The organism is Paenibacillus paridis (assembly GCF_006345825.1).
GTDB classification, from domain to species: domain Bacteria; phylum Bacillota; class Bacilli; order Paenibacillales; family Paenibacillaceae; genus Pristimantibacillus; species Pristimantibacillus paridis.
The window spans coordinates 178,352-198,159 of record NZ_VCIX01000075.1 but is presented as its reverse complement, the minus strand read 5'-3'; the positions used below and the strand labels follow the sequence as shown (position 1 = coordinate 198,159).

Below are 19,808 nucleotides of genomic sequence, written 5' to 3'. Positions count from 1 at the left end.
TTTGTCCCTTCATTGCCATAAAAATGCACCCCTTAGAATTCATCGGATTAACCAAGGGGTTTTTCCAATGTCTATTCTAAGGGGTGCACTTCACTTTCGGATGAGGGGCTTTTTTCTTCGCATTAGAATTATAAGCTTTAATGAAAGAGGGGAATGAGTTAAGATGGATATAGCTCTATCTGAAATTCTATTTCACTAAACGTAAGGAATCGATGAGACATGCGAATAGGCTTTTTTGATTCAGGGATTGGCGGGCTTACCGTGCTTGCGGAAGCGCTGAGAAGATTCCCTGATAAGGATTTTCTTTATATGGCAGATACACTGCATGTTCCTTATGGCACGAAGCCAGAGGCGGATGTTAAAGCGTATATTTTGGAGTCGGTCGCCAGGATGATGGGTGAAGGAATTGACGCCCTTGTTGTAGCTTGCAATACGGCAACCAGTATAGCAATTACAGAACTAAGGGAGCGTTACTCGCTACCCATTGTTGGAATGGAGCCGGCGGTCAAGCCTGCGGTGGAGATGAACCGTGCGACAGGCAAAAGAGTGCTTGTGTTCGCGACGCCGCTAACGCTGCAATTGCCTAAATATTATGCGCTCGTCTCCCGTGTAGATGACATGGGGATCGTGGATTCGCTTCCTTTGCCGGAGCTTGTGCATTATTGTGAATCTCTGCAATTCGATAAATTCATCATGAATGAATATTTTCGGGCGAAGCTCGCGAGCTATGATCTGGATCAATACGGTATTATCGTGCTGGGCTGTACGCATTATCCTTTTTATAAAAATATTTTGAGGGAGCTGCTTCCGGCTCATATCGAGATCGTGGACGGCAATGTGGGTACGGTGAAGCGTTTGTCCGCTTTGTTGAACCGTTACGGCATTGCTGAAGGCGGCGGTAGCGGGGATGTGCACTTTATGTGTACAGGCAACGAACCTGCATACAAGGACAAAATGCAAACGGCGCTTGCCCTTTTGCTTGAACAGCATGCAGTTTCGGAGACGCTCTCCACATAAGTAGGAACCAAAAAAAGCCGGACAACCCTCTACGGAGTGCTGTTCGACTTTTATTGTTCTTTAGACGGTGTACCCGGGCAATCTAGCCAGCTATTTCTTCTATGGCGAGCAGGACAGGGCAATGATCGCTGCCCATGACATGGGTATCAATTTGCGCATCAATGACCAAGGGGCTCAGTCTCGCTGAAGCCAAGAAATAATCAATTCGCCATCCGACGTTCCTCTCGCGCACCTTCGGCATATAAGACCACCAGCTGTACACGTCCGCACGTTCCGGGTAGAGATGTCTAAAGGTATCAATGAAACCCGAGCTAAGCAGCTCCGTCATCTTGCCGCGTTCTTCAATCGTAAAGCCGGAGTTGCCTAAGTTAGGCTTCGGATGCTTCAGATCGATCTCTTGATGGGCGACGTTCAGATCACCGCAGACAAGAACGGGCTTTATCGCATCCAGCTCCAGCAGATAGCTGCGGAAGCGGTTTTCCCATTCGAGCCGATAATCCAGTCTCGACAGGTCTCGCTTGGCGTTTGGCGTATAAACGTTAACAAGGTAGAAGCTGTCGAATTCGAGTGTGATCACGCGTCCTTCCGGCTCGGAATCCTCCTCGAGGCCGTAACGCACAGACAGCGGTTTGATCCGGGTAAAGATGGCGGTGCCGGAATACCCTTTTTTGACCGCATAATTCCAGTACTGCGAATATTCCTCGCCAAGCTCCATCGTAATTTGCCCTTCTTGCAGCTTCGTCTCCTGCAGGCAAAAAATATCCGCATTCGTTTCTTTAAAATAATCGTTGAAGCCTTTGGTGACGCAGGCTCTTAAACCATTCACATTCCATGATACCAGCTTGATCATCTTGATTCTCCCAGCTTTTCTATCGTTTATTTGCAGAGAACGTCGAGGCCGTTTCTTCTTGCTAGTTTAACATAGAAATCGTCACGAATTGAATAAGGTAGGGGATTGGGGGGTTCTGGATGCTAGATTACGAATAATAGCTTCAATGATGAATAGATTTGGAACCCAGCAAAGCCATGCTACGACGCGGTAACCAGCTTCAAAATCTCCAAATAGGATGGCCATAGGCGCGAGCCAGAGGCGAAGAGTAACCCCGGCGAAGGTGAGGGCGTAGCTGCGGAGCATCCAAGCTTGGTGTGCCTGCACATTTTTGCCTATGATTTTCCGTATGGCCGTCCAAGTCGTTGCTACCCACAGCACATCGAGTGCAAGGAAGCCGAGGCCTGCAGCCGCGCCGCCCGTAGCGAAAAAGGAGAGGTAAATGCCAACGATTCCGCTTATCGTAATCGAAATAACATAAACATAGCCGAGCCGTTTATGGAGAAGGGATCGTTTCTTCGTTTGCTTCATAAAAATTTGAAACGGTCCTATAAGAAGAGCAAGTATGCCTGTTGCTATGTGAATATAAAGGACGTAGACCCATGGAGTAAGCTGAAAATCAGGCTTTTGCAGCTTAAAAGCTACGAGCCCCGCCTTGCTGGCATCCAATAGACCGTATTGAACAACGGCATAGCCTGCAATTGCGAAAGAAAATAGAAATACAAGCGCCCTAAGAAATTTGTTTCTCATCGTAAAGACACTCTCCTTTGTTTTTATCAATTATTGATCACTGTTCAATTAAAGAACAAAAAAATTATTCCAAACCGCGAAGCAATAAATTCACATGCATGTCGGCTAAGTCCGCCACTTCCTCAAAGGATTGGCTGCCCGGAATATAGAAGTTGACGAAGCCATGGAGCGCGAGAAACAGGACCCAAATCATATTATCGTTACGGGCATGCTCTTCATTGATCACTAGCAGCGAAGCTCTTACGGCATCAGCAAATTGGTCATAGCTGCCCATCTTAGGACCCATCGTGTAACAGTCGAGTTCAGGCTCCTGAATAAGAAACATTAGCTCGAAGGAGCGCTTGTTCTCCAGCCCGAAACGAATAAAGTTAACAAAAATAAGCTGAAGCCGATCACGTCCAGGACTTGGCGATTGGGCAATCGTTGTTGTTAGCAGCTCGTTAAGCCGGTTAAAATCCTCAGTTGCCATGGCGCTGAACAAATCAGCCTTCTCTCGAAAGTGATAATAAAGCGATCCAGGCGAATAGCCGAGCTCTTTGGCAATTCCACGCATGGATAAACCACGATAGCCGTGCTGCGAGAACTGCTCTCTTGCCGTATCTAAAATACGTTCGCGGCTTAGCTCCTGATCGACTGCTTTTCTGGGTGACATATGGATTGGTTCTCCTTTATTGAACAGTGTTTGAATATAAAATACTATATCCTGTATTTTTATGTCAATAGGTATTCGGGAGTTTGGGCAAGGATACCACGTAAGAAAGGGGGAAGGTTAAGAGATGTTTTTATTCAAAGTGTAGCAAGAATAAAACTTTAATTAATAATGATAATCGTTATCAATAATGTTTAATACATTTAAAACTAATAATTGTTATTTACATAAAAAACGTTTATTCACTATTTTTTAAAAATAAAGGAAATAGTAAATATTAAAATGAATAATAGTGGATTCTTAAAAAGAAGTATTCGGACAGGAATTACTATTTAAAAAATAAATAGTAGCTGAAATTGGATTGACATAATTTAGAGTATAACTATAAAATCAAGCTATCGATGGACGATGTACACGTTATCGATTTTCTGAAGAGAGGGAGCATGTTACTTGCACCTGCAGGCATGTGCTTCGGCCACGGAAATTTTTTTTGCAACTAAGATGATAATGATTATCATTGTCTACATACTTACTTTTTCTGTGGGCTATACTTGCGCATTAGGGAGGGGGAGTGAAGTCGAAATTAGCAATGGACAGTTATCTCGCTTAGCGTAATCGAACTATTTTTATCAGTAAAATATGAACTCAAAATAAGGGAGTGTATTTAATAATGGTAAAATCGATGAAAAAATTAGTTCCAATGATGCTTTTGACTTTGGTCTTCGCGCTTGTTATGGCTATTCCGGCTTTTGCCGCAACACAAAGCTACCGTTTCCTTGATTCAGCGGGCAGCGCAACATCGTTTACTGCGGTCCATTCAAGTGCGTTCATTAACGGACCTGCGGACGTAACAGGCTCCACAGCTACGATTACACTTACAGGCGACTATTTCCCATCTTTGAAAGTGAATGGCGTTTATGCGACAAGAGCAGTTGTTGGCGGCAATACAACTTTCACATTCCCGGTTGCTGACGTAGTAACGAATATTCCGGTTGAGCTTCGTGTCTACATCGAGGATGTTCACGATGCAACATTCAACCTGCAAATTGACTGGCTATAATTCATATTATAACAGCGACCTGATTGCCTAAACAAAACCATATGACGGAGAAGCGGCCTGATTTATTCAGCCGCTTTTCGGTCGGTTTTCTAGGTAGAGACAGGAAGCGAAAAAGGAGTGTCCAACAGTTGAAAAAGAATTTGAGAAAATCATTTGCTATGCTGCTTACGTTTGCCTTGCTGCTAACATCTTTCCAATTGGGCTACGCAGCTGAATCAACAAATGCAAAGGTACCAGATGGCGAATATGCGCTGAGCTACAATTATTGGAAGGATAATACGGAAACAGCATCGGCTGCGGATGGGTTTATGCAAACCGGTAATGCAGGAAAGCTCATCATTCAAGACGGTAAAGCGAAGTTCGAGCATGAAATCACGAGTAAGAACTATGCTTATTTCCATTATCTTGGGTCGCGCAAAGCAGGCAGCAGCAAGGCAGTTATTACCGCATCAGGCTCCAATTACATAGTTAACGGCCAGGATGGTTATGAGCCGGTTACTTACCGTCAGGCCAATAACGGAACGGGAAATTGGATCGTTCAAATCGCTATTGATGACCTGTCCCAGAAACAAGATATCCTTATGCACGTAGAAGTTACCGATATTCCTGGATTCACCTATAACCACTGGTACAACGTACAATTACATTTGAATACAAGCTCGCTTCCGCAGATTCCTGAAGAGGGAGAAGGCGGTGGCGGAAATAATGGCGAAAACAACGGAGGCGGCACGGATCAACCGATTACCCTTGAGAATGTAAATGAGCTCATTTCGGTGTCACGTTCCGTTTACGAAAACACATACGAAGGCACATCTTATGGCGATTATCCCGTAGGCTCCAAAACGTCATTCTATAACAGTATTGAGCTAGCTGAAACCAAAAAGGCAGCAGCTGGTTCAGATGCAGCTCTTCTGAAAGAGGTTTATGTACAATTACAAGCAGCGTTAAACCAATACAAATCCTTGATTATTTCAGCGGACAAATCAGCACTTCACCTGCTTATTACGCTATCCACGGAGCTAGCAGATTCGTCAGAGGAACTCGGAAAGGCTGAAGGCAACCCGGGTGCATTCTACTCGACGATTACACCGGGCGAATATGCTAAAAATGCAATAAGCAATTTTGAAGAAGAGATTAGGATTGCGAAAGTAGTATTTGACAATGAGAGAGCATCACAAGAGGCCGTTGACGCAGCAGTAAAAAAAATAAACGGCTGGTATATAGATTTCCCGACCAGACAGTATATTGCTTCCGCTCCAACCAAAATCTATGTTTTGGATTCTTTGGAACCCACAACTGTGGAATCCTCCAATGCCAGTGAAATCGAGAGAACAGCAACATTGATTACGAATGAGAGCCTCCAAAACCGAACAAGTGCTAACCTTTCGTTCGTAGGATCTGCGATTGCTGAGGTCGTGCAATCTTCAGCACTCGAAGACGGAGACATGAAGACAGATGATCTGTTATTTACAAGAAATAAAGATAAAGCGCTTTTAGTAACCAAAAGCTCAAGTGAGCAGAAAAAAGTGTATCAGGTCATTATCCGTAACCTGTTGGCTGGCGATGAAAATTGGAAAGGCTTTTCTTATGTACGATACAAAGCTGGTGACGAGACTAAAGGTGTTTATATCAGTTACAATGCTGAGCAGCTTCAACAGCTGAAACAAGCGGCACTGAATGCTCAGAAACTGCATGACACCTTAGTTGCTGTAGAAGGAGCAGAAGAAGCGTATTCAACTGCGAAGGCTCAGTTGCAATCAGCTATACAAACAGCAGAAGAATCATCAAGCAATCTAGCCTCTACAAGGCAGCAAATCTCGGCTGAAACATCGGACTTGGAAGCAGCCGTAGCAGCTTTTAAGGAAACCGGAGTAACAACAGTCAATTTCTCTGCTATCTATTGGAATAAGGAACAATTCTCGACCATGGACAATTACTTTGTGAAGCCGGCACTTGTCAGTACGAATGGCGGTTCAACCTATGTGACGGTGACCGTGAAAAAGAGCTCTCAAGTCGAAGCAATTCGAGTGGAGACAGGCGGTGCATTCGAGGAGTCTATCGTTGTTAGCGAAGACAAAGCTGCTGATACGCGCGTCGTAAAGTTCAAGGTCGATGACTTGTCGGTACTTGTGAATGCTAAAGTTCATGTCGTCGTTAAGGAACAAAACTATGAAATGACACATGACATCCGCTTGAATTTCAATAATGTCAACAATTCCGTATTGGTACTTGCCATTAATGAAGCGACAGCCCTTCATAAAGCTGCGGTAGTGGGAACGAAGAAAGGCGAGTATCCGGAAGCTGCGAAGGTTGTTCTGCAAAGCGCAATTCAGGTAGCAAGCGCAGAAGCGGTGCGAATTACAGGAACACAAGAGCTGACGGATGCGGCAGTAACGGTGCTGCAGGCGGCTGTTGCTGCTTTCAAAGCGGCGGAGAATACAACGACTCTCCCTGATCCCACAACTACACCAGCACCGAATCAAGGTTTGGCCGATGGGCAGTATGTGATTGGAGTTCGCGTATTAAAATACGGTACTGAGCAGGATTCCGTCATGCAGGAGTATATTTTCCCAACGGCAAAATTGGTCGTATCCGGAAGCAGCAAACAAATTCATTTGTCCATTAAGCAGGATAAAGAAATTACTGGATTAAAGTTTAATGGCGCTAATGTTGCGTTGGTAAGCAGAAATACAGAAAAAAATACAAGGGTCGTTTCTTTCGCTGTGAGCGATCTGTCCAAGATTACGGATGGCTGGGTGAAGATCGATTGGCCGGAAATGAGCTACTTCCACGAGTACAACATCCAATTCAAGTTTGATGAGTCGAGCATTCGTCCTTATAATGGAACGGATGATTTGGAGCTGGTCGAGGAAAAGGATGGCGAAAAAGAAAATGAAGAGCTGAATGAGCCTGTCGTTACGGATTTTAAAGATATTCAAGGGCACTGGGCGCAAGCTTCGATTGAGAAAGCTCTAAAACTGGGCATTGTCAAAGGTTATGAAGATGGCAAATTCCATCCTAATGGCGTCATTACTCGCGCAGAATTTGCAGCTTTGATTAGCCGGGCATTGAAGCTGCCAGGCAGTACAACAACGACAAAGTTCAATGACAATACGCAAATTCCAACATGGGCACAGGAGCATGTTACGCGTGCTGTCCAAGCAGGCCTAATCGGCGGTTATGAGGACCAGACCTTTAGGGCAGGCAATGAAATTACAAGAGCCGAGCTTGCGGTTATTATCGCGAGAGCGGCAAAGCTAGAAACGAAGGAGGACGCGGTATTGTCCTTCGCTGATGCGGATAAGTTCCCGGCTTGGGCTAGAAAAGAGGCAGCCGCAGCGATTGAGGCTGGACTCATTCAAGGCAAAGGGAACAATACATTCGATCCGAACGCGAACGCTACTCGCGCAGAAGCACTGACTCTTATTTTAAGAGTGCTTGAGAAGCTGTAGTCAGCGCGTTTGAAGCTGGTCAACCGGGATCTTCCGTATAGGAGGTCCCGGTTTTTTTGATATAAATGGGAGTGAAGTGCCCGGTCAAGAGAACGAAGGCGCCAGTGCCTTAGCAGTTATATAAAAGGATTTGACAACTATTTATCCTAATGATAGGATATAAGTATCCTAATAGTAGAATTTTTGAAATTAAGATATGTGTAGTAAGGGGGCAAAAAAATGTATCATGCTGATGAACAAGGGCAGCTTGACCTTAGGCTTTTCCGCGTTTGGTTCAAAGCCTCACAAGCCGTTAGCAATAATGTGCGGAAAGATATGGAGAGCCATGGCATTAGGCAGGAGCATTTTATGATTCTCGAACTGCTCTACAGCAAAGGGCCTCAGCCTATTCAGAAAATAAGCGAAAAATTCGATATTCCGAGCGGCAGCATCACATACGTTGTGGACAAGCTTGAGAAGAAGGGATATGTAAGGCGCGAGCCTAGCGCTACAGACCGAAGGGGCTCGAATGTGCTGCTGACCGAGACAGGCCAAACCCTGTTCGATGATATATTTCCAAAGCATGCAGATGTGATTGCAAAAAACTTGGCTTTTATAAGCAACGAAGATAAAGAACAGCTTATTGTCTGGTTAAAGGCGATTGGCCTCGGCGCAGAAGCGCTGGCGGAAAAGGGGACGAAGTCATGAGATTAAACGTATATACGCCGCTTCAGCAGGCGATCGGCTCGTTTGAAGGAGGCAGGATTACGGAGCAGAAGCCGATCGGGTTTCCTCATGAGCAGGAAGCCGTCAAACGGGTGGGTCCATTGTTTTATTGGGCATGGGCGCATGCGAAGGAAGGCGGAAGCATCGGACTGCATCCGCATAAAGGTTTTGAGATAATGACCTATGTGGTGAACGGACTCGTAGCGCACGGTGATACGCTTGGAACAGAGAGTACTGTAGGCGTGGGCGGGGCCCAGGTGATGCAGACAGGCTCGGGTGTCTCGCATCGCGAGAAAATTACGGGTCCTGATGCGGAGTTATTCCAAATTTGGTTTGAAACCGACCTGAGCGAAGCTGTGAAAAGAGTGCCAACCTACCATGAATTTATGGCAGAGGATTTTCCGGTTACTGTCATTGGCAATGCTAAGGTCAAAACGATCTTAGGGGAAGGGTCGCCGGTTCAGCTGGTGACGAATGCACGGATGTGGGATATCGTCCTTCAGCCGGACAGCGAATATGTACACACGATTCCCGAAGGTTATTCGATGGCTACACTAGCGATCAGAGGAAACGGTGAACTTTGCATGCCGGCCGAGACCGGAGGGGTAGCATCTTTTGACCATAAAGATTTTGCAGTCATAGAGTCGGTTGACCGCGCAGAGACGATTCGGCTTGCCAGTAAGCAATCCGAATTGCGGGTCATTGCTATTCAGCTACCTACTCAAGTAGACTATCCACTATACCAAAGATAAAACCAAGCGTCATTAAATGTTAAGGGGATGAAGAGAATGTCAAATGAAAGCATTAATCTGGCCGTTATTTATTATAGCGTAACAGGAACAAATTATCAGATGGCCGAATGGGCTGCGGAGAGCGGCAGACAAGCGGGTGCCGAAGTAAGAATACTGAAAACGCCCGAGCTGGCAACGGAGGATGCGATTCAAGCGAACCCGATTTGGAGAACTCATGTTGCGGCAACGACGCATATACCGGAAGTAACTTATAAGGATTTGGAATGGGCAGACGCTATCGTGTTCAGCATTCCATCCCGCTTTGGCGGTATGCCAGGACCTGTGAAGCAGTTTCTGGATTCGACCGGAGCTTTATGGTTTAACGGAAAGCTAGTGAATAAAGTCGTGAGCGGGATGACTTCTGCACAGAATGCCCATGGCGGGCAAGAACAAACCATTTTGAGCTTATATACCTCCATGTATCATTGGGGGGCTATCGTGGCAGCGCCTGGTTACTCAAGTCCGGTTACTTTCGAAGCCGGCGGCAATCCATATGGCACGAGCGTTACCGTACAAAGCGGGAAAATGGTTGAAGACATCAAAGCAGCGGTAGAATACCAAGCGAAGCGTACGGTTAACGTAGCTCAGTGGGTGAAGCTTGGGCTTGCCCAGGAGTAAGCTCGAATGGCTAAGAATATCATCAAGCGGCGATTTTTTTAAGATTGCAATCTCTAGTTGTTACAAAATTGAAAGACCGGCAGTCTTCTTCTTAGAAGAAGCTGCCGGTCTTTGCTATATGCGCTCGGTACGCTATGATAGATCATAGAGATCGATTTAGGAGAGGAGAAGAAATGACAGACTTATTGCTTTGGTTAAAGTATCTGCTGCTTGGAATCGTACAGGGGGCAACCGAGCCTATCCCCGTATCCTCCAGCGGTCACCTGATTATCGCTCAAAAACTATTAGGCATAGAGCAGAGAGGCTTGGCTTTTGAAATATTGACCAATACGGCCTCGCTGATCGCTATTTCCTTCATTTTCCGCAAGGATATTATGAGGCTCATTGTGGGCAGCTTGCGGTTTGTCCAAACGAGAGAGAAGAGCTACCGTGCAGATTTTATGTTTGCGGCCTATGTGGTCGTAGGCACAATACCTGCGGTAATCATCGCATTATTGTTTAAGGATCAAATCGAGTCCTACTTTTCAAACGTACATACGGTGGCCGTTTCCTTATTGGTTACGGGCGTGGCCCTCTGGCTTATCCGCAACTTGCGCGGACGGAAGCGCGATGGCGACTTGTCATTCAAAGATGCGCTAATCGTCGGGCTGGCGCAAGCCGTTGCGCTTATTCCCGGCATTAGCCGGTCAGGCTCAACGGTGATTACGTCCATCGCTGTTGGCATGAAGCAGGATACAGCGCTTCGCTTTTCCTTTATGCTCTATATCCCCATCAGCTTAGGCGGTCTGGTGCTGGGGATATCCGATATTGCGGGAGATCCTGACCGTTCAACTTTAGCGATTCCGTACATCATTGCATTTCTGACTACGCTTGTCGTCACCTATTTTGCAATGAAATGGTTTATGAACATCATGGCCAAAGGCAATTTGATTTATTTCGCTTATTACTGCTTTGCAGCAGGAATATTGCTCCTTATTTTTCTATAATTTAAAAAGCAGCTCATCCATACAGGCCAGCACATTCCGAGTGGGAAAGTGCTGGCCTGTTCATTATGGACTATACGAAATCTGGCTTTTTCACCTATAATAAACGTAGAAGATATTGGAAAAAGGGGAGAATCGGATGTCGGATAGAACAGTTATTTTATTTCAAGGTGATTCAATAACGGATGGAGCAAGAGGAAGAAGTGATGACCCGAATCATATATTGGGACATAGCTATGCCTATATTATTGGGGCAAGACTAGGTTATGAGCAGGCGGAACAGCAGCCTCTTATTATTAATCGCGGAATTAGCGGCAACCGTGCTTCGGATTTATATGCAAGATGGAATGAGGATGCTATCAGTTTGCAGCCGTCCTTAATCAGCATGCTGATTGGTGTAAATGATGCATGGAGAACGGTGAACGGCGAGACTAGCGGGGTAACGGATCGATTCGAGCGTGCTTATCGTCATGTGTTGGAGGAAACGAAGGAAGTATTGCCGCAGGCTAAGCTTGTGCTTTGCGAGCCGTTTATCTTAAATACAGGCGCTCCTGCGAGCAATTGGGAGGCTTGGTCGGAGTGCTTAACGGCGTATCAGCAGACAGTTCGCCAGCTCGCAGAGCAGTACGGCGCTATTTTCGTGCCGCTGCAAGCCGCATTCAACGAAGCATGTACGCGTGCGGAGGCTTCTTATTGGTTATGGGACGGCGTTCACCCAACGGCCGCTGGCCATGAGCTGATTGCCCGTCAATGGATGGATCAGGTGTTTGGAAGCGAAATGAAAATTTAAAATATGCTTAAAATCATAGCCGATAGCTATTTATAGCGAAGAGGAGCCAGATTAAAAATGACGACGCCATCGATGGAACAACGATTGCAGCAAATGGAGCAGGAGGAGCAGGAGCTCTGGTTCCCAACCTTTACGAACGACACGGCTCTGGAGCTTGGCTTCGCGATCGTGGAGGAAGCAAAGCGTAACGGCCAGGGAATCACAGTGGAGGTTACCCGCAAGGGGCAGCGCTTGTTTCTCCATGCGATGGAAGGAACATCGGCTGAGAACGAGGACTGGATTAGGCGCAAAAATAATGCTGCCAATTATTTCGGTAGAAGTTCATGGCACATCGCTTGCCGTCTTCACAGTGAGGGAACGACGATGGAGGAGAAGCACGGATTGCCCTTAGCTGATTATGTTGGAGCGGGTGGCGCATTTCCGCTGCTTGTGCGGGGGGAAGGGCAGATCGGTACGGTTACCGTTTCCGGCTTGCCGGACCAAGAGGACCATGATTTGCTTGTTGCGGTTCTTCGCCGTTTCTTATTGCAATTCTAAGCTCATATGCAGAAAAGGCCGGAATTTCTCCATCGGAGGACCCGGCCTTTTTTTATGTCGGAGTATTCACTTTCAGCTGTGCTGTATCAAACCACTTTCCTCTTCAGCTTCCGAAGGAGGGGGAGACGGTAATGCTTTAGCACAAAACGAAGTACAAAATAGCCAATGAAAGAGAATAGAATGCTATTGACGATCGAGCCGGTTAAAAAGTTGAGTCCGATGTCGCTGAAGCTGTTAAAGTGATCCGCCGCTTCTGAATAATCGGCATCCGGCACGGGTTCATCCAAAGCGTCATCAAGCTCATAGTTGGGTGAATGAAAGAAGCTTTCAATAATAAATCCGGATTTGTAGTTGAGAAAAAAGAGAAACGGCCAAAGGAAGGAGCCCAGCGAGCCGGATATGACAGCAGCGACAAGGTTGCCTCGCAGCAGCCTAGCAAGACCTATGGAGAGCAGCATGCCAATGCCGAAGGTCGGAAACCAGCAGTGAAAGAAACCGGCGATAAAGCCGATGGCAACGACATGGTCTGATTTGCGAATTCGCAGCAGCTTAAGGAAGTGATACTTCATTTTTCGAACGAGCTTCAGCTTCATAGGTGTCAGTTCCTCTGTTCAGTTGATGTATTGTATTATAATAGCAGATTTTGTCCAAAAAAGGGTCTAAATATAGGCCGGGAGGACAGAAGTGGAGGGAAATGTAGATATACCGCAAAAAAGCGAAGAACCGATGGCTAGAATTATATCCATCAGTTCTTCGCATTGTTTTTTTAGGGGGATCATTTTCGCCATTTAGGCTTATTATTTCAGCAGCTTTTTAATTCTGTCGAGCTTGCCTGCATACGGTGGAAAAACAAGTCCGAATTCGATTTTGGTGCTCTTCTTTAAGATGCTTTTTTTGTGGGAAAAAAGATCGAAGCTGTGTTTTCCATGATAGGCCCCGACGCCTGAATGGCCAACGCCGCCGAATGGCAGCGATGGGTTAGACACATGCATAATCGTATCGTTAATGCAGCCGCCGCCGAAGGAAACTTGATTCAGCACTTGTTTCTCTATCGCTGCGTCCTCGGTGAACAAGTAAAGGGAGAGCGGCTTGGGACGAGCGTTAATGGCGCTAATCGCCTCGTGAAGGTCCTGGTATTCGAGAATGGGCAATAGGGGGCCAAAAATCTCTTCCTGCATCGCTGCGCTTTCCCAGGTACTGCCTGCGAGCAGGGTCGGTTCAATATAGAGATCAGCCCGATCGGTTGTCCCGCCGAACACGATCTGGGCTTGATCGCGTTCCAGAATGGAGGCAAGCCGGTCGAACTGGCGCTGGTTGACGATCCGGGCATAATCGTTGTTGTGCTGAATATCGGAGCCGTAGAAGCCTTGAATGGTTTCTTTCATTTTCTGGATTAACGGTTCCTTGATGCTGGCATGGGCCAGTACATAATCCGGCGAGATGCAGGTTTGTCCGGTATTCAGGAGCTTTCCCCAAATGATTCGTTTAGCTGCGAGCTCCAGATTCGCTTGCGCATCAACGATGACGGGGCTTTTTCCGCCTAGCTCCAGCGTGACAGGAACAAGGTTTTTCGCAGCGGCCTGCATGACGATTTTGCCCACCTCGGTACTCCCCGTGAAAAAAATATAATCAACCGGCGCATGGATGAGCAGGGATGTCGTTTCCCTTTCTCCTTCAATGACGCATATATAGGATGGATCAAAGGCTTCGCTGATTATTTTAGTGATAAGGGCAGATAGATGAGGCGTGCTCTCCGAAGGCTTCACAATGGCACAGTTGCCTGCCGCTATGGCACCGATTAACGGCTCGATGACGAGCTGGAATGGGTAGTTGAACGGACCGATGATTAACACGGTTCCATACGGTTCTCTATAAATGCGGCTCGTTGCCGGAAAAAGATAGAAGGGAGTTCGTACCTTCTCGGGTTTCATCCATTTCTTGAGCTGCTTTAGCATATGGCGGATACTGCTTGTCGTGATCGCTATCTCCGTCATATACGTTTCTAATTCGCTTTTGCGCAAATCTTGATATAGAGCATCGCTAATTTCCTTCTCATGACGCTTGATCGTTTCCATGAGCAAGCTAAGCTGCTTGATACGGAAATGAACATCCATCGTATGTCCTTGACTGAAGTAGCTCTTCTGATGCTGCACAATATGATCTATGGCTTCTTTGCTGTATTCGCTCATGCCGAACCCTCCTCGCATTAACCATATCTTAACAGGTTGTGTTACCAACTTCTATTCTAGCCCGTTATTAACGCATTATCGTCATATTTACAGAAATTATGATCGCTGTGCCAGCAGACGGTTTGTAAGTGCACGGGCCTATCAAATAGGAAAAAGATGCTGGCCGCCGCTTGCGAGCAGCTCCGTGATGCCTTCGAGGGCGATGGCAGTGGTGAGTTATTCTTTCGGAGTCGATAAGAATGAGCAAAGAGTCTATACTAAGAGTATCTATCTCTCACGAGGAGGACAAGCAATGGACTGGAATTATTATAATACGTTCATTACCGTCTCTGCGGATTGCCCAGTGGAATTCGGAATGGTGCCGCCGGATAAGAAGAGCGGAAGAACGAAGCCGAGCTTGGAATATGAGCTGGCAGCCGAGCATCCATATCGCTATACGCAGGAAGAGCTGATGTTTGAGGTGCATGTTCGCCATCAGGGCATTTCGCAGGAGGAGCTTACAGAGCGCGGAGAAACGATTCGTAGTGCCTTTTTTTCCAAGCCGAAAGCTTGTTTGCGAGCGTCCATGCTTCCGAAGAAATACGGATGGGGCATCCATTTCGATGAGGAGGGCAAGCTTGCGCTCATACCGAAGGAGTCGGCAGAGTATCAACAGTTTGCAGAAGGCAAACGGGAGAATTTAAAGGTAGTCGCTGGCATGAGAAGCAGCAAAAAATAAGCATAAAATAATACTTGTGATGAACGTTATAATAAACGCATGGATGAATGAGAAAAATCAACAGGAAAACCGGTAGAGCCTTATGTAAAGGCGCCGGTTTTTTTGCATGTTAAGGGGGAAAAGGGGCGAATGGGCAGCCCATCAATTATTTTTTTAAACAGGCATTCATGTCTATTATGTTTTAGTCGTTTTTTGTCGATTAATGTCTTATTACAAAGGGTGGAGTTGAGCATATGACCGTATTTCGGAAGCTGTCTTTAACATTTAAGTTTATTGCTGTGGTCGGATTAGTGATTGCTTTGGTACTTGGGTCCATATTGCTCGCAAATTTGCAGCAGCTACGGTCAACGAGCATAAGCAAAGGTGAACTTGAGGCCGAGAAGGCTGGTATGGAATACGCAACAACGATTGAAAACAAGATGACGGAGCTTGAAGCTACCTTGCAAACGCTATCTTCACTGCTGGTGGATACACGGAAGACCAATAGCCTGTCACGGGAGGATGCCATTGCCATTATGAGCCGAGTTCTGCAAGAGCGGCCGGATGTATTCGGTATTTATACGCTCTGGGAGCCGGGAGCGTTCGATGGCAATGACCAGGCAAACCGAAACAAAGCTGCCTATGACGATGCATCCGGGAGATTCGTGCCCTACCTTATCCATAATGGTGAAAATGTGGCAGCCGAGCCGTTGAAAGACTATGAAAGACCGGGAGCCGGCAATTACTATCTTATACCAAAGGCGAGCAAGAAGCTTTCTTATATTGAGCCGTACACCTATGAGGCGGCTGGCGTACAAACGGAATTGATGTCGATCGTCTACCCGATCTTGGATGCCAAGGGTACTTTTCTTGGCATCGTTGGTATCGATCTCTCGCTTTCGGAGCTTCAGGCGGAAGCGGCACAATATAAACCGCTTGAAGGTTATGTAGCGCTGATTACTTCTAAAGGTGTTTACGCTGCGAATCCGAATGATCCGGCATCGATTTTGCAGGCTTACGGGGATAGTCCCGATAAACAGAAATTATGGGAGCAAGTCATCAGTGGGAAGAACCACAAGGCCTACACATTGAATTCCGGGGGACTCAGCGTACTCCGCGTGTTCGAGACGATCCAAATGCCGGGCAGCGAACAGGTTTGGTATACGCAGACGGCGGTATCAAAGGATGTTATTTTGGCGGAATACAACAAAGCTAAGCTTATCGCTATTTTGACAGCGGCTGCTGCGATGCTAATCTTGGCGGGCGTTATGGCATTCCTTATATGGAGCATGGTGATAAAGCCGCTTCGTGTGCTGTCGGGCAAGCTCCAGCTTATGTCGCAAGGGGATTTGACGCAGCAGCTTCAAATTCGGACAGGCGATGAGTTCGGCATCATGAGCGGACATTTTAACGAAATGACGTCCAAGCTTAGGGGAATGTTCCGTCTCGTTTCCGACTTATCCATGGCAGTAGGCGCTACTTCCGAACAGCTAACCGCCAGTGCGGAACAAACCGGCAAAGCGTCCGAGACGATTGCAGTGTCGATCGGGCATGTGGCCGAAGGTGCGCAAAGCCAGCATGGTTATGCGTCGGAAGCGTCGCAGGCGATGGGGGAAATGACGATAGGCGTTCAGCGTATTGCAGATTCTTCAGCGTCAGTCTCATCATCCGCGGAGGATGTGGCACAGCAGACAAAAGCCGGCAGCGCGCAGCTTCAAGCTGCCATTCATCTGATGGATGAGCTGCAAAGGTCGGTAGCAGAAACGGGAAGCGCGATCGACCGTTTAGGTCAACGGTCGGACCAGATCGGCGGCATGATTGATATTATTTCGGGCATAAGCACGCAAACGAATCTGCTTGCTTTGAATGCAGCGATTGAAGCCTCAAGAGTAGGGGAGCATGGCAGAGGATTTGCCGTTGTAGCCGCAGAAATCCGCAAGCTGGCCGAGCAGACTAAAAAAGCTGCCGAGCAAGTAACCGGCTTGGTGGAGGATGTACGTGGGGATACGCATAAGGCGGCACTAACGATGGCGGCAGGCAACGAGAAGGTGCAGCAGGGCGTGAAGAGCGTCGCGGATAGCGGCCAATTGTTCGCTTCGATCCTGACTGAAATGTCGCAGGTCAATGATCAAATTCAAGAGGTATCCGCGGCGGCGCAGCAAATGACGGCCAGCACGGAACAAATTTCTGCGAGCGTTGTACAGCTAGCCGACCTAGCATCGGATGCTTCCTCGGAATCGCAAAGCGTTGCCGCAGCATCGGAGGAGCAGCTTGCCTCCATGGAGGAAATCTCTGCTTCAGCGGAAGCATTGAGCAACATGGTTCAGGAGCTGCTTGAGAAACTGGATCAATTTAAAATATAGCGAACGGGAAGAAGGCATGGTGCTCAGCGGAGGTCGGGGCTGAGCGCCATGTTTTTTTTTGATGAGGAAAATATAGTTCTGCACATGTGGATAACTTGTGTGTCGTTTTGGGGATAAGTGGATACTTTTGTTCATAGTTTAGGTGAAGGCCTGAGTTCTGGAGCGTTGTGCACAGGGGTCATATGATGAGGATTTGTTTATGTACTTTCATGCACACAGGCATGCGTTTACTCTAGGCTCTTAACTTTAGAACTGATGGCCTCAGCCACTGCTGCTTCCTCCATAATAAGCATGTGTTGCGTTGCATAGAGGGAATTGGTTTTGGCGATGAATAACTGGCCTACTCTTTCAAACGAGCTCACTTGCGAGTGTATTGAAGTGTCTTCCAACAAATTAGGAAATACAGTATTCGTCGGTACAGGTTCATATCCTTCGAAGATCAATTCGTCAGATCGCTCCATTTGACTTGGATTAAACAAGAAAAACCGATCATTCATATTTTGTGTAACGGCCAGTCCGTTGTTCAAATAGAGCATTTCATAACCCGGATTCATATCGGAGTCCTCTTCCTCTTGGTCTTCTTCGAACTGCTCCTGCTCCATGGACAGCTCAAATGCCGGATAAGAAAAACAAGCAAACAAACGCATATCGTTCTCTAACGTGAACAAGGTTGTGCCGTCAGGATGCCATGCTGGCGAAATATAGCACCCATTCGGAAACATTTCTTTGATGCAGAGCTGGTTCTCATGAATCGACAGTTCGTATACGGAGACGCCATCCTGACCTGCCGCAAGCTCAAGCGTTACAGAGTCCGAAGCAGGTATATCCATCATTCGCAGAGCACTGTCATATAAGGGATCTTCCATTTCGTGCGTATGTACTAGAGTGCCATCTTCGCTAAGGTAAACCGATATTCGAAGACGATTCTCATCAAGCTTCTGAGCTGTCCAAATCAGGCTTCCCTCACGCGAGAACAATACACATTCGAAACTCCCAACCTTGCTCCACAACAGTTGACCGGAAAAATCTCCTAGGCCAAGTGAACCGTCCTCCATGATAAAGGCAGCGCGCTCCATAAACGGATGAAACGATAGGGTGTTGAATTGAAGCTTTGCTTGGTTGGAAATACTTCCTGCTTCATGATGCGTCAAGCTCTCATCAAGGCGGTATACTCTATATTCCATGTCATACAAATAAACGGCAGGTGCCTCATTGTTTCTCGCACAAAAGCCATAAGAGCCTACGAGCGTTTTCGCGGGAGTCAATCGTATCATCATTGTATTCCTCCAGATCGTTGGTTAGTTTTTCCCTCGTGTGGATCCAGTAGTGTCGCAGTCTCTCAATTTTAGCATAGTCTCGACAAAAACCTTTATGTATAAGTGCTTTGCAAGTAATTCAGCGAAGTTTGAAACGTCTATCGGAATGGAGCGTACCATTTTATGATATACAAATTCATAGACTTATGAATTGAGGAGATGAGAGATGTTCGAAACCCAAAATTCGATCCGTAACGAATCTTTGCTTCATATTCTGGAGTTAAGACATAAGGTGATTACAGGGAACCTTGCGAATACTGAGACGCCGGGATACAAAGTGAAAAGCGTCGCCTTCGAGGAAGAATTGGAGAAGATGATTACGGCGGGGAACGGAGAAAATGTACAGCTCAACCGGACGAACGAGCGACATCTTCCGCAAACCTTCGGGTCGGGGGTCATTCCCTATAAAATAGTTGAACACAGCGACACGACCATGAATAACAATCGGAATAATGTCGACGTTGACAAAGAGATGGCCAATCTGGCCCAAAACCAACTTGAATACAATTATATGATTGATCGCGTTAGTGGTCACTACAGTAAATACATGAAGATGTTTGCTGATCTGAAATAGACCAGACTGTGAGCCAGGCGCTAGCAGGGAAGATGGACGCTAGTGCCGGGCTCATTTATGTATTTTTCTGTTTATCCTAACACGGAATAATAACGGGCAACTTTAATATAATTCTCAACTTACATACCGTGGGGCGATGATGTGTCTGGTATAAGCGAGTTAATTACTTTCCTTAATAAATTAGAGGATAATCATATATTTTATAAACTGAACAAAGTTAGAAATGATGCTGTCATGGTTGAAGTAGCTGTTCCTGGACAACGGTGGGAAATAGAGTATTTTGCAGATGGTACGGTAGAGATTGAAAAATTCATCAACGATGGAGATATTTATGATGCTGGAGAGTTGGAGTTTCTATTCAAAGACTTCAGTGATTAATTAAGAAAAATTTTGAACATTCAGAGTGTATTTCTTTAATGCAGAGCTTGTTCTCATGAATCGACATTTCGTATACGGAGACGCCATCCTGACCTGCCGCAAGCTCAAGC

Annotated in this window: 19 protein-coding genes; 13 read left to right on the top strand and 6 right to left on the bottom strand. The window is 46.5% G+C overall.

The features are described 5' to 3' along the window. Positions 1-219 precede the first annotated feature (219 nt). On the top strand, positions 220-1,017 hold the full coding sequence (gene murI, locus FJQ58_RS07065) for a glutamate racemase (RefSeq protein ID WP_139991715.1): 798 nt from the start codon (positions 220-222) through the stop codon (positions 1,015-1,017). 82 nt (positions 1,018-1,099) lie between these two features. Here the strand turns inward: murI and FJQ58_RS07060 are convergent, their stop codons facing one another. The 3 genes from FJQ58_RS07060 to FJQ58_RS07050 all read right to left on the bottom strand — a co-directional run bounded on the left by FJQ58_RS07060 (position 1,100) and on the right by FJQ58_RS07050 (position 3,248). Continuing rightward, entirely contained in the window at positions 1,100-1,864 is a 765-nt protein-coding gene (locus FJQ58_RS07060) for an exodeoxyribonuclease III (protein ID WP_139991731.1), read from the bottom strand. A gap of 84 nt (positions 1,865-1,948) precedes the next feature. Further along, positions 1,949-2,596, bottom strand: a complete 648-nt coding sequence (locus FJQ58_RS07055; RefSeq protein ID WP_139991714.1) for a DUF2306 domain-containing protein — start codon at positions 2,594-2,596, stop codon at positions 1,949-1,951. 64 nt (positions 2,597-2,660) lie between these two features. Continuing rightward, complete coding sequence (locus tag FJQ58_RS07050; RefSeq protein WP_139991713.1) at positions 2,661-3,248, bottom strand: TetR/AcrR family transcriptional regulator; 588 nt, start codon at positions 3,246-3,248, stop codon at positions 2,661-2,663. A 667-nt stretch (positions 3,249-3,915) separates the two neighbouring features. Here FJQ58_RS07050 and FJQ58_RS07045 point away from each other — a divergent pair. The 8 genes from FJQ58_RS07045 (at position 3,916) to FJQ58_RS07010 (ending at position 12,181) form a co-directional block, all read left to right on the top strand. Continuing rightward, a complete protein-coding gene (locus FJQ58_RS07045) occupies positions 3,916-4,305 on the top strand; it encodes a hypothetical protein (RefSeq protein WP_139991712.1) in 390 nt (129 codons plus the stop codon). Positions 4,306-4,433: 128 nt separating this feature from the next. Then, on the top strand, positions 4,434-7,757 hold the full coding sequence (locus tag FJQ58_RS07040; RefSeq protein ID WP_162341359.1) for an NEAT domain-containing protein: 3,324 nt from the start codon (positions 4,434-4,436) through the stop codon (positions 7,755-7,757). 219 nt (positions 7,758-7,976) lie between these two features. Next, complete coding sequence (locus tag FJQ58_RS07035; RefSeq protein WP_139991710.1) at positions 7,977-8,444, top strand: MarR family winged helix-turn-helix transcriptional regulator; 468 nt, start codon at positions 7,977-7,979, stop codon at positions 8,442-8,444. Next, complete coding sequence (locus FJQ58_RS07030; RefSeq protein ID WP_139991709.1) at positions 8,441-9,214, top strand: pirin family protein; 774 nt, start codon at positions 8,441-8,443, stop codon at positions 9,212-9,214. Before FJQ58_RS07035 ends, FJQ58_RS07030 begins: the two co-directional genes overlap by 4 nt. 36 nt (positions 9,215-9,250) lie before the next feature. Beyond that, entirely contained in the window at positions 9,251-9,871 is a 621-nt protein-coding gene (locus FJQ58_RS07025) for an NAD(P)H-dependent oxidoreductase (RefSeq protein ID WP_139991708.1), read from the top strand. A 173-nt stretch (positions 9,872-10,044) separates the two neighbouring features. Beyond that, positions 10,045-10,857: an undecaprenyl-diphosphate phosphatase gene (locus tag FJQ58_RS07020; protein WP_139991707.1), complete on the top strand. Its 813-nt coding sequence runs from the start codon at positions 10,045-10,047 to the stop codon at positions 10,855-10,857. Between the two features lie 136 nt (positions 10,858-10,993). Beyond that, entirely contained in the window at positions 10,994-11,644 is a 651-nt protein-coding gene (locus FJQ58_RS07015) for an SGNH/GDSL hydrolase family protein (protein ID WP_139991706.1), read from the top strand. A gap of 57 nt (positions 11,645-11,701) precedes the next feature. Then, positions 11,702-12,181, top strand: coding sequence for a heme-degrading domain-containing protein (locus FJQ58_RS07010; RefSeq protein ID WP_202915228.1), 480 nt, complete (start codon positions 11,702-11,704; stop codon positions 12,179-12,181). A gap of 86 nt (positions 12,182-12,267) precedes the next feature. Here FJQ58_RS07010 and FJQ58_RS07005 read toward each other — a convergent pair whose 3' ends face one another. Then, positions 12,268-12,774, bottom strand: coding sequence for a DUF2062 domain-containing protein (locus tag FJQ58_RS07005; protein WP_139991705.1), 507 nt, complete (start codon positions 12,772-12,774; stop codon positions 12,268-12,270). A gap of 204 nt (positions 12,775-12,978) precedes the next feature. Beyond that, positions 12,979-14,370 carry an aldehyde dehydrogenase gene (locus FJQ58_RS07000; protein WP_139991704.1) on the bottom strand — a complete coding sequence of 464 codons (1,392 nt, stop codon included), beginning with the start codon at positions 14,368-14,370 and terminating at the stop codon, positions 12,979-12,981. 292 nt (positions 14,371-14,662) lie between these two features. Between FJQ58_RS07000 and FJQ58_RS06995 the strand changes: the two genes are divergently transcribed. Then, complete coding sequence (locus tag FJQ58_RS06995) at positions 14,663-15,088, top strand: DUF6157 family protein (protein ID WP_139991703.1); 426 nt, start codon at positions 14,663-14,665, stop codon at positions 15,086-15,088. Between the two features lie 233 nt (positions 15,089-15,321). Further along, complete coding sequence (locus tag FJQ58_RS06990; protein WP_139991702.1) at positions 15,322-17,430, top strand: methyl-accepting chemotaxis protein; 2,109 nt, start codon at positions 15,322-15,324, stop codon at positions 17,428-17,430. A 227-nt stretch (positions 17,431-17,657) separates the two neighbouring features. Here the strand turns inward: FJQ58_RS06990 and FJQ58_RS06985 are convergent, their stop codons facing one another. Beyond that, the gene (locus FJQ58_RS06985; protein WP_139991701.1) at positions 17,658-18,707 is read right to left on the bottom strand and encodes a hypothetical protein; all 1,050 of its coding nucleotides are present in this window, start codon (positions 18,705-18,707) and stop codon (positions 17,658-17,660) included. Positions 18,708-18,912: 205 nt separating this feature from the next. Between FJQ58_RS06985 and flgB the strand changes: the two genes are divergently transcribed. Together flgB and FJQ58_RS06975 are read left to right on the top strand one after the other, a co-directional pair. Continuing rightward, complete coding sequence (flgB, locus tag FJQ58_RS06980; RefSeq protein ID WP_139991700.1) at positions 18,913-19,320, top strand: flagellar basal body rod protein FlgB; 408 nt, start codon at positions 18,913-18,915, stop codon at positions 19,318-19,320. A gap of 141 nt (positions 19,321-19,461) precedes the next feature. After that, positions 19,462-19,698 carry a hypothetical protein gene (locus FJQ58_RS06975; protein ID WP_202915227.1) on the top strand — a complete coding sequence of 79 codons (237 nt, stop codon included), beginning with the start codon at positions 19,462-19,464 and terminating at the stop codon, positions 19,696-19,698. The last annotated feature ends 110 nt before the right edge of the window (positions 19,699-19,808 follow it).

What these genes read in the sequence shown, in the direction of transcription:
- flgB (WP_139991700.1), top strand. Translation starts at nt 18,913, where the DNA reads ATGTTCGAAACCCAAAATTCGATCCGTAACGAATCTTTGCTTCATATT.
- FJQ58_RS07045 (WP_139991712.1), top strand. Translation starts at nt 3,916, where the DNA reads ATGGTAAAATCGATGAAAAAATTAGTTCCAATGATGCTTTTGACTTTG.
- FJQ58_RS07005 (WP_139991705.1), bottom strand. Translation starts at nt 12,774, where the DNA reads ATGAAGCTGAAGCTCGTTCGAAAAATGAAGTATCACTTCCTTAAGCTG.
- FJQ58_RS07050 (WP_139991713.1), bottom strand. Translation starts at nt 3,248, where the DNA reads ATGTCACCCAGAAAAGCAGTCGATCAGGAGCTAAGCCGCGAACGTATT.
- FJQ58_RS07000 (WP_139991704.1), bottom strand. Translation starts at nt 14,370, where the DNA reads ATGAGCGAATACAGCAAAGAAGCCATAGATCATATTGTGCAGCATCAG.
- FJQ58_RS07030 (WP_139991709.1), top strand. Translation starts at nt 8,441, where the DNA reads ATGAGATTAAACGTATATACGCCGCTTCAGCAGGCGATCGGCTCGTTT.
- FJQ58_RS07015 (WP_139991706.1), top strand. Translation starts at nt 10,994, where the DNA reads ATGTCGGATAGAACAGTTATTTTATTTCAAGGTGATTCAATAACGGAT.
- FJQ58_RS07010 (WP_202915228.1), top strand. Translation starts at nt 11,702, where the DNA reads ATGACGACGCCATCGATGGAACAACGATTGCAGCAAATGGAGCAGGAG.
- FJQ58_RS06995 (WP_139991703.1), top strand. Translation starts at nt 14,663, where the DNA reads ATGGACTGGAATTATTATAATACGTTCATTACCGTCTCTGCGGATTGC.
- FJQ58_RS07025 (WP_139991708.1), top strand. Translation starts at nt 9,251, where the DNA reads ATGTCAAATGAAAGCATTAATCTGGCCGTTATTTATTATAGCGTAACA.
- murI (WP_139991715.1), top strand. Translation starts at nt 220, where the DNA reads ATGCGAATAGGCTTTTTTGATTCAGGGATTGGCGGGCTTACCGTGCTT.
- FJQ58_RS06990 (WP_139991702.1), top strand. Translation starts at nt 15,322, where the DNA reads ATGACCGTATTTCGGAAGCTGTCTTTAACATTTAAGTTTATTGCTGTG.
- FJQ58_RS06985 (WP_139991701.1), bottom strand. Translation starts at nt 18,707, where the DNA reads ATGATGATACGATTGACTCCCGCGAAAACGCTCGTAGGCTCTTATGGC.
- FJQ58_RS07020 (WP_139991707.1), top strand. Translation starts at nt 10,045, where the DNA reads ATGACAGACTTATTGCTTTGGTTAAAGTATCTGCTGCTTGGAATCGTA.
- FJQ58_RS07035 (WP_139991710.1), top strand. Translation starts at nt 7,977, where the DNA reads ATGTATCATGCTGATGAACAAGGGCAGCTTGACCTTAGGCTTTTCCGC.
- FJQ58_RS07055 (WP_139991714.1), bottom strand. Translation starts at nt 2,596, where the DNA reads ATGAGAAACAAATTTCTTAGGGCGCTTGTATTTCTATTTTCTTTCGCA.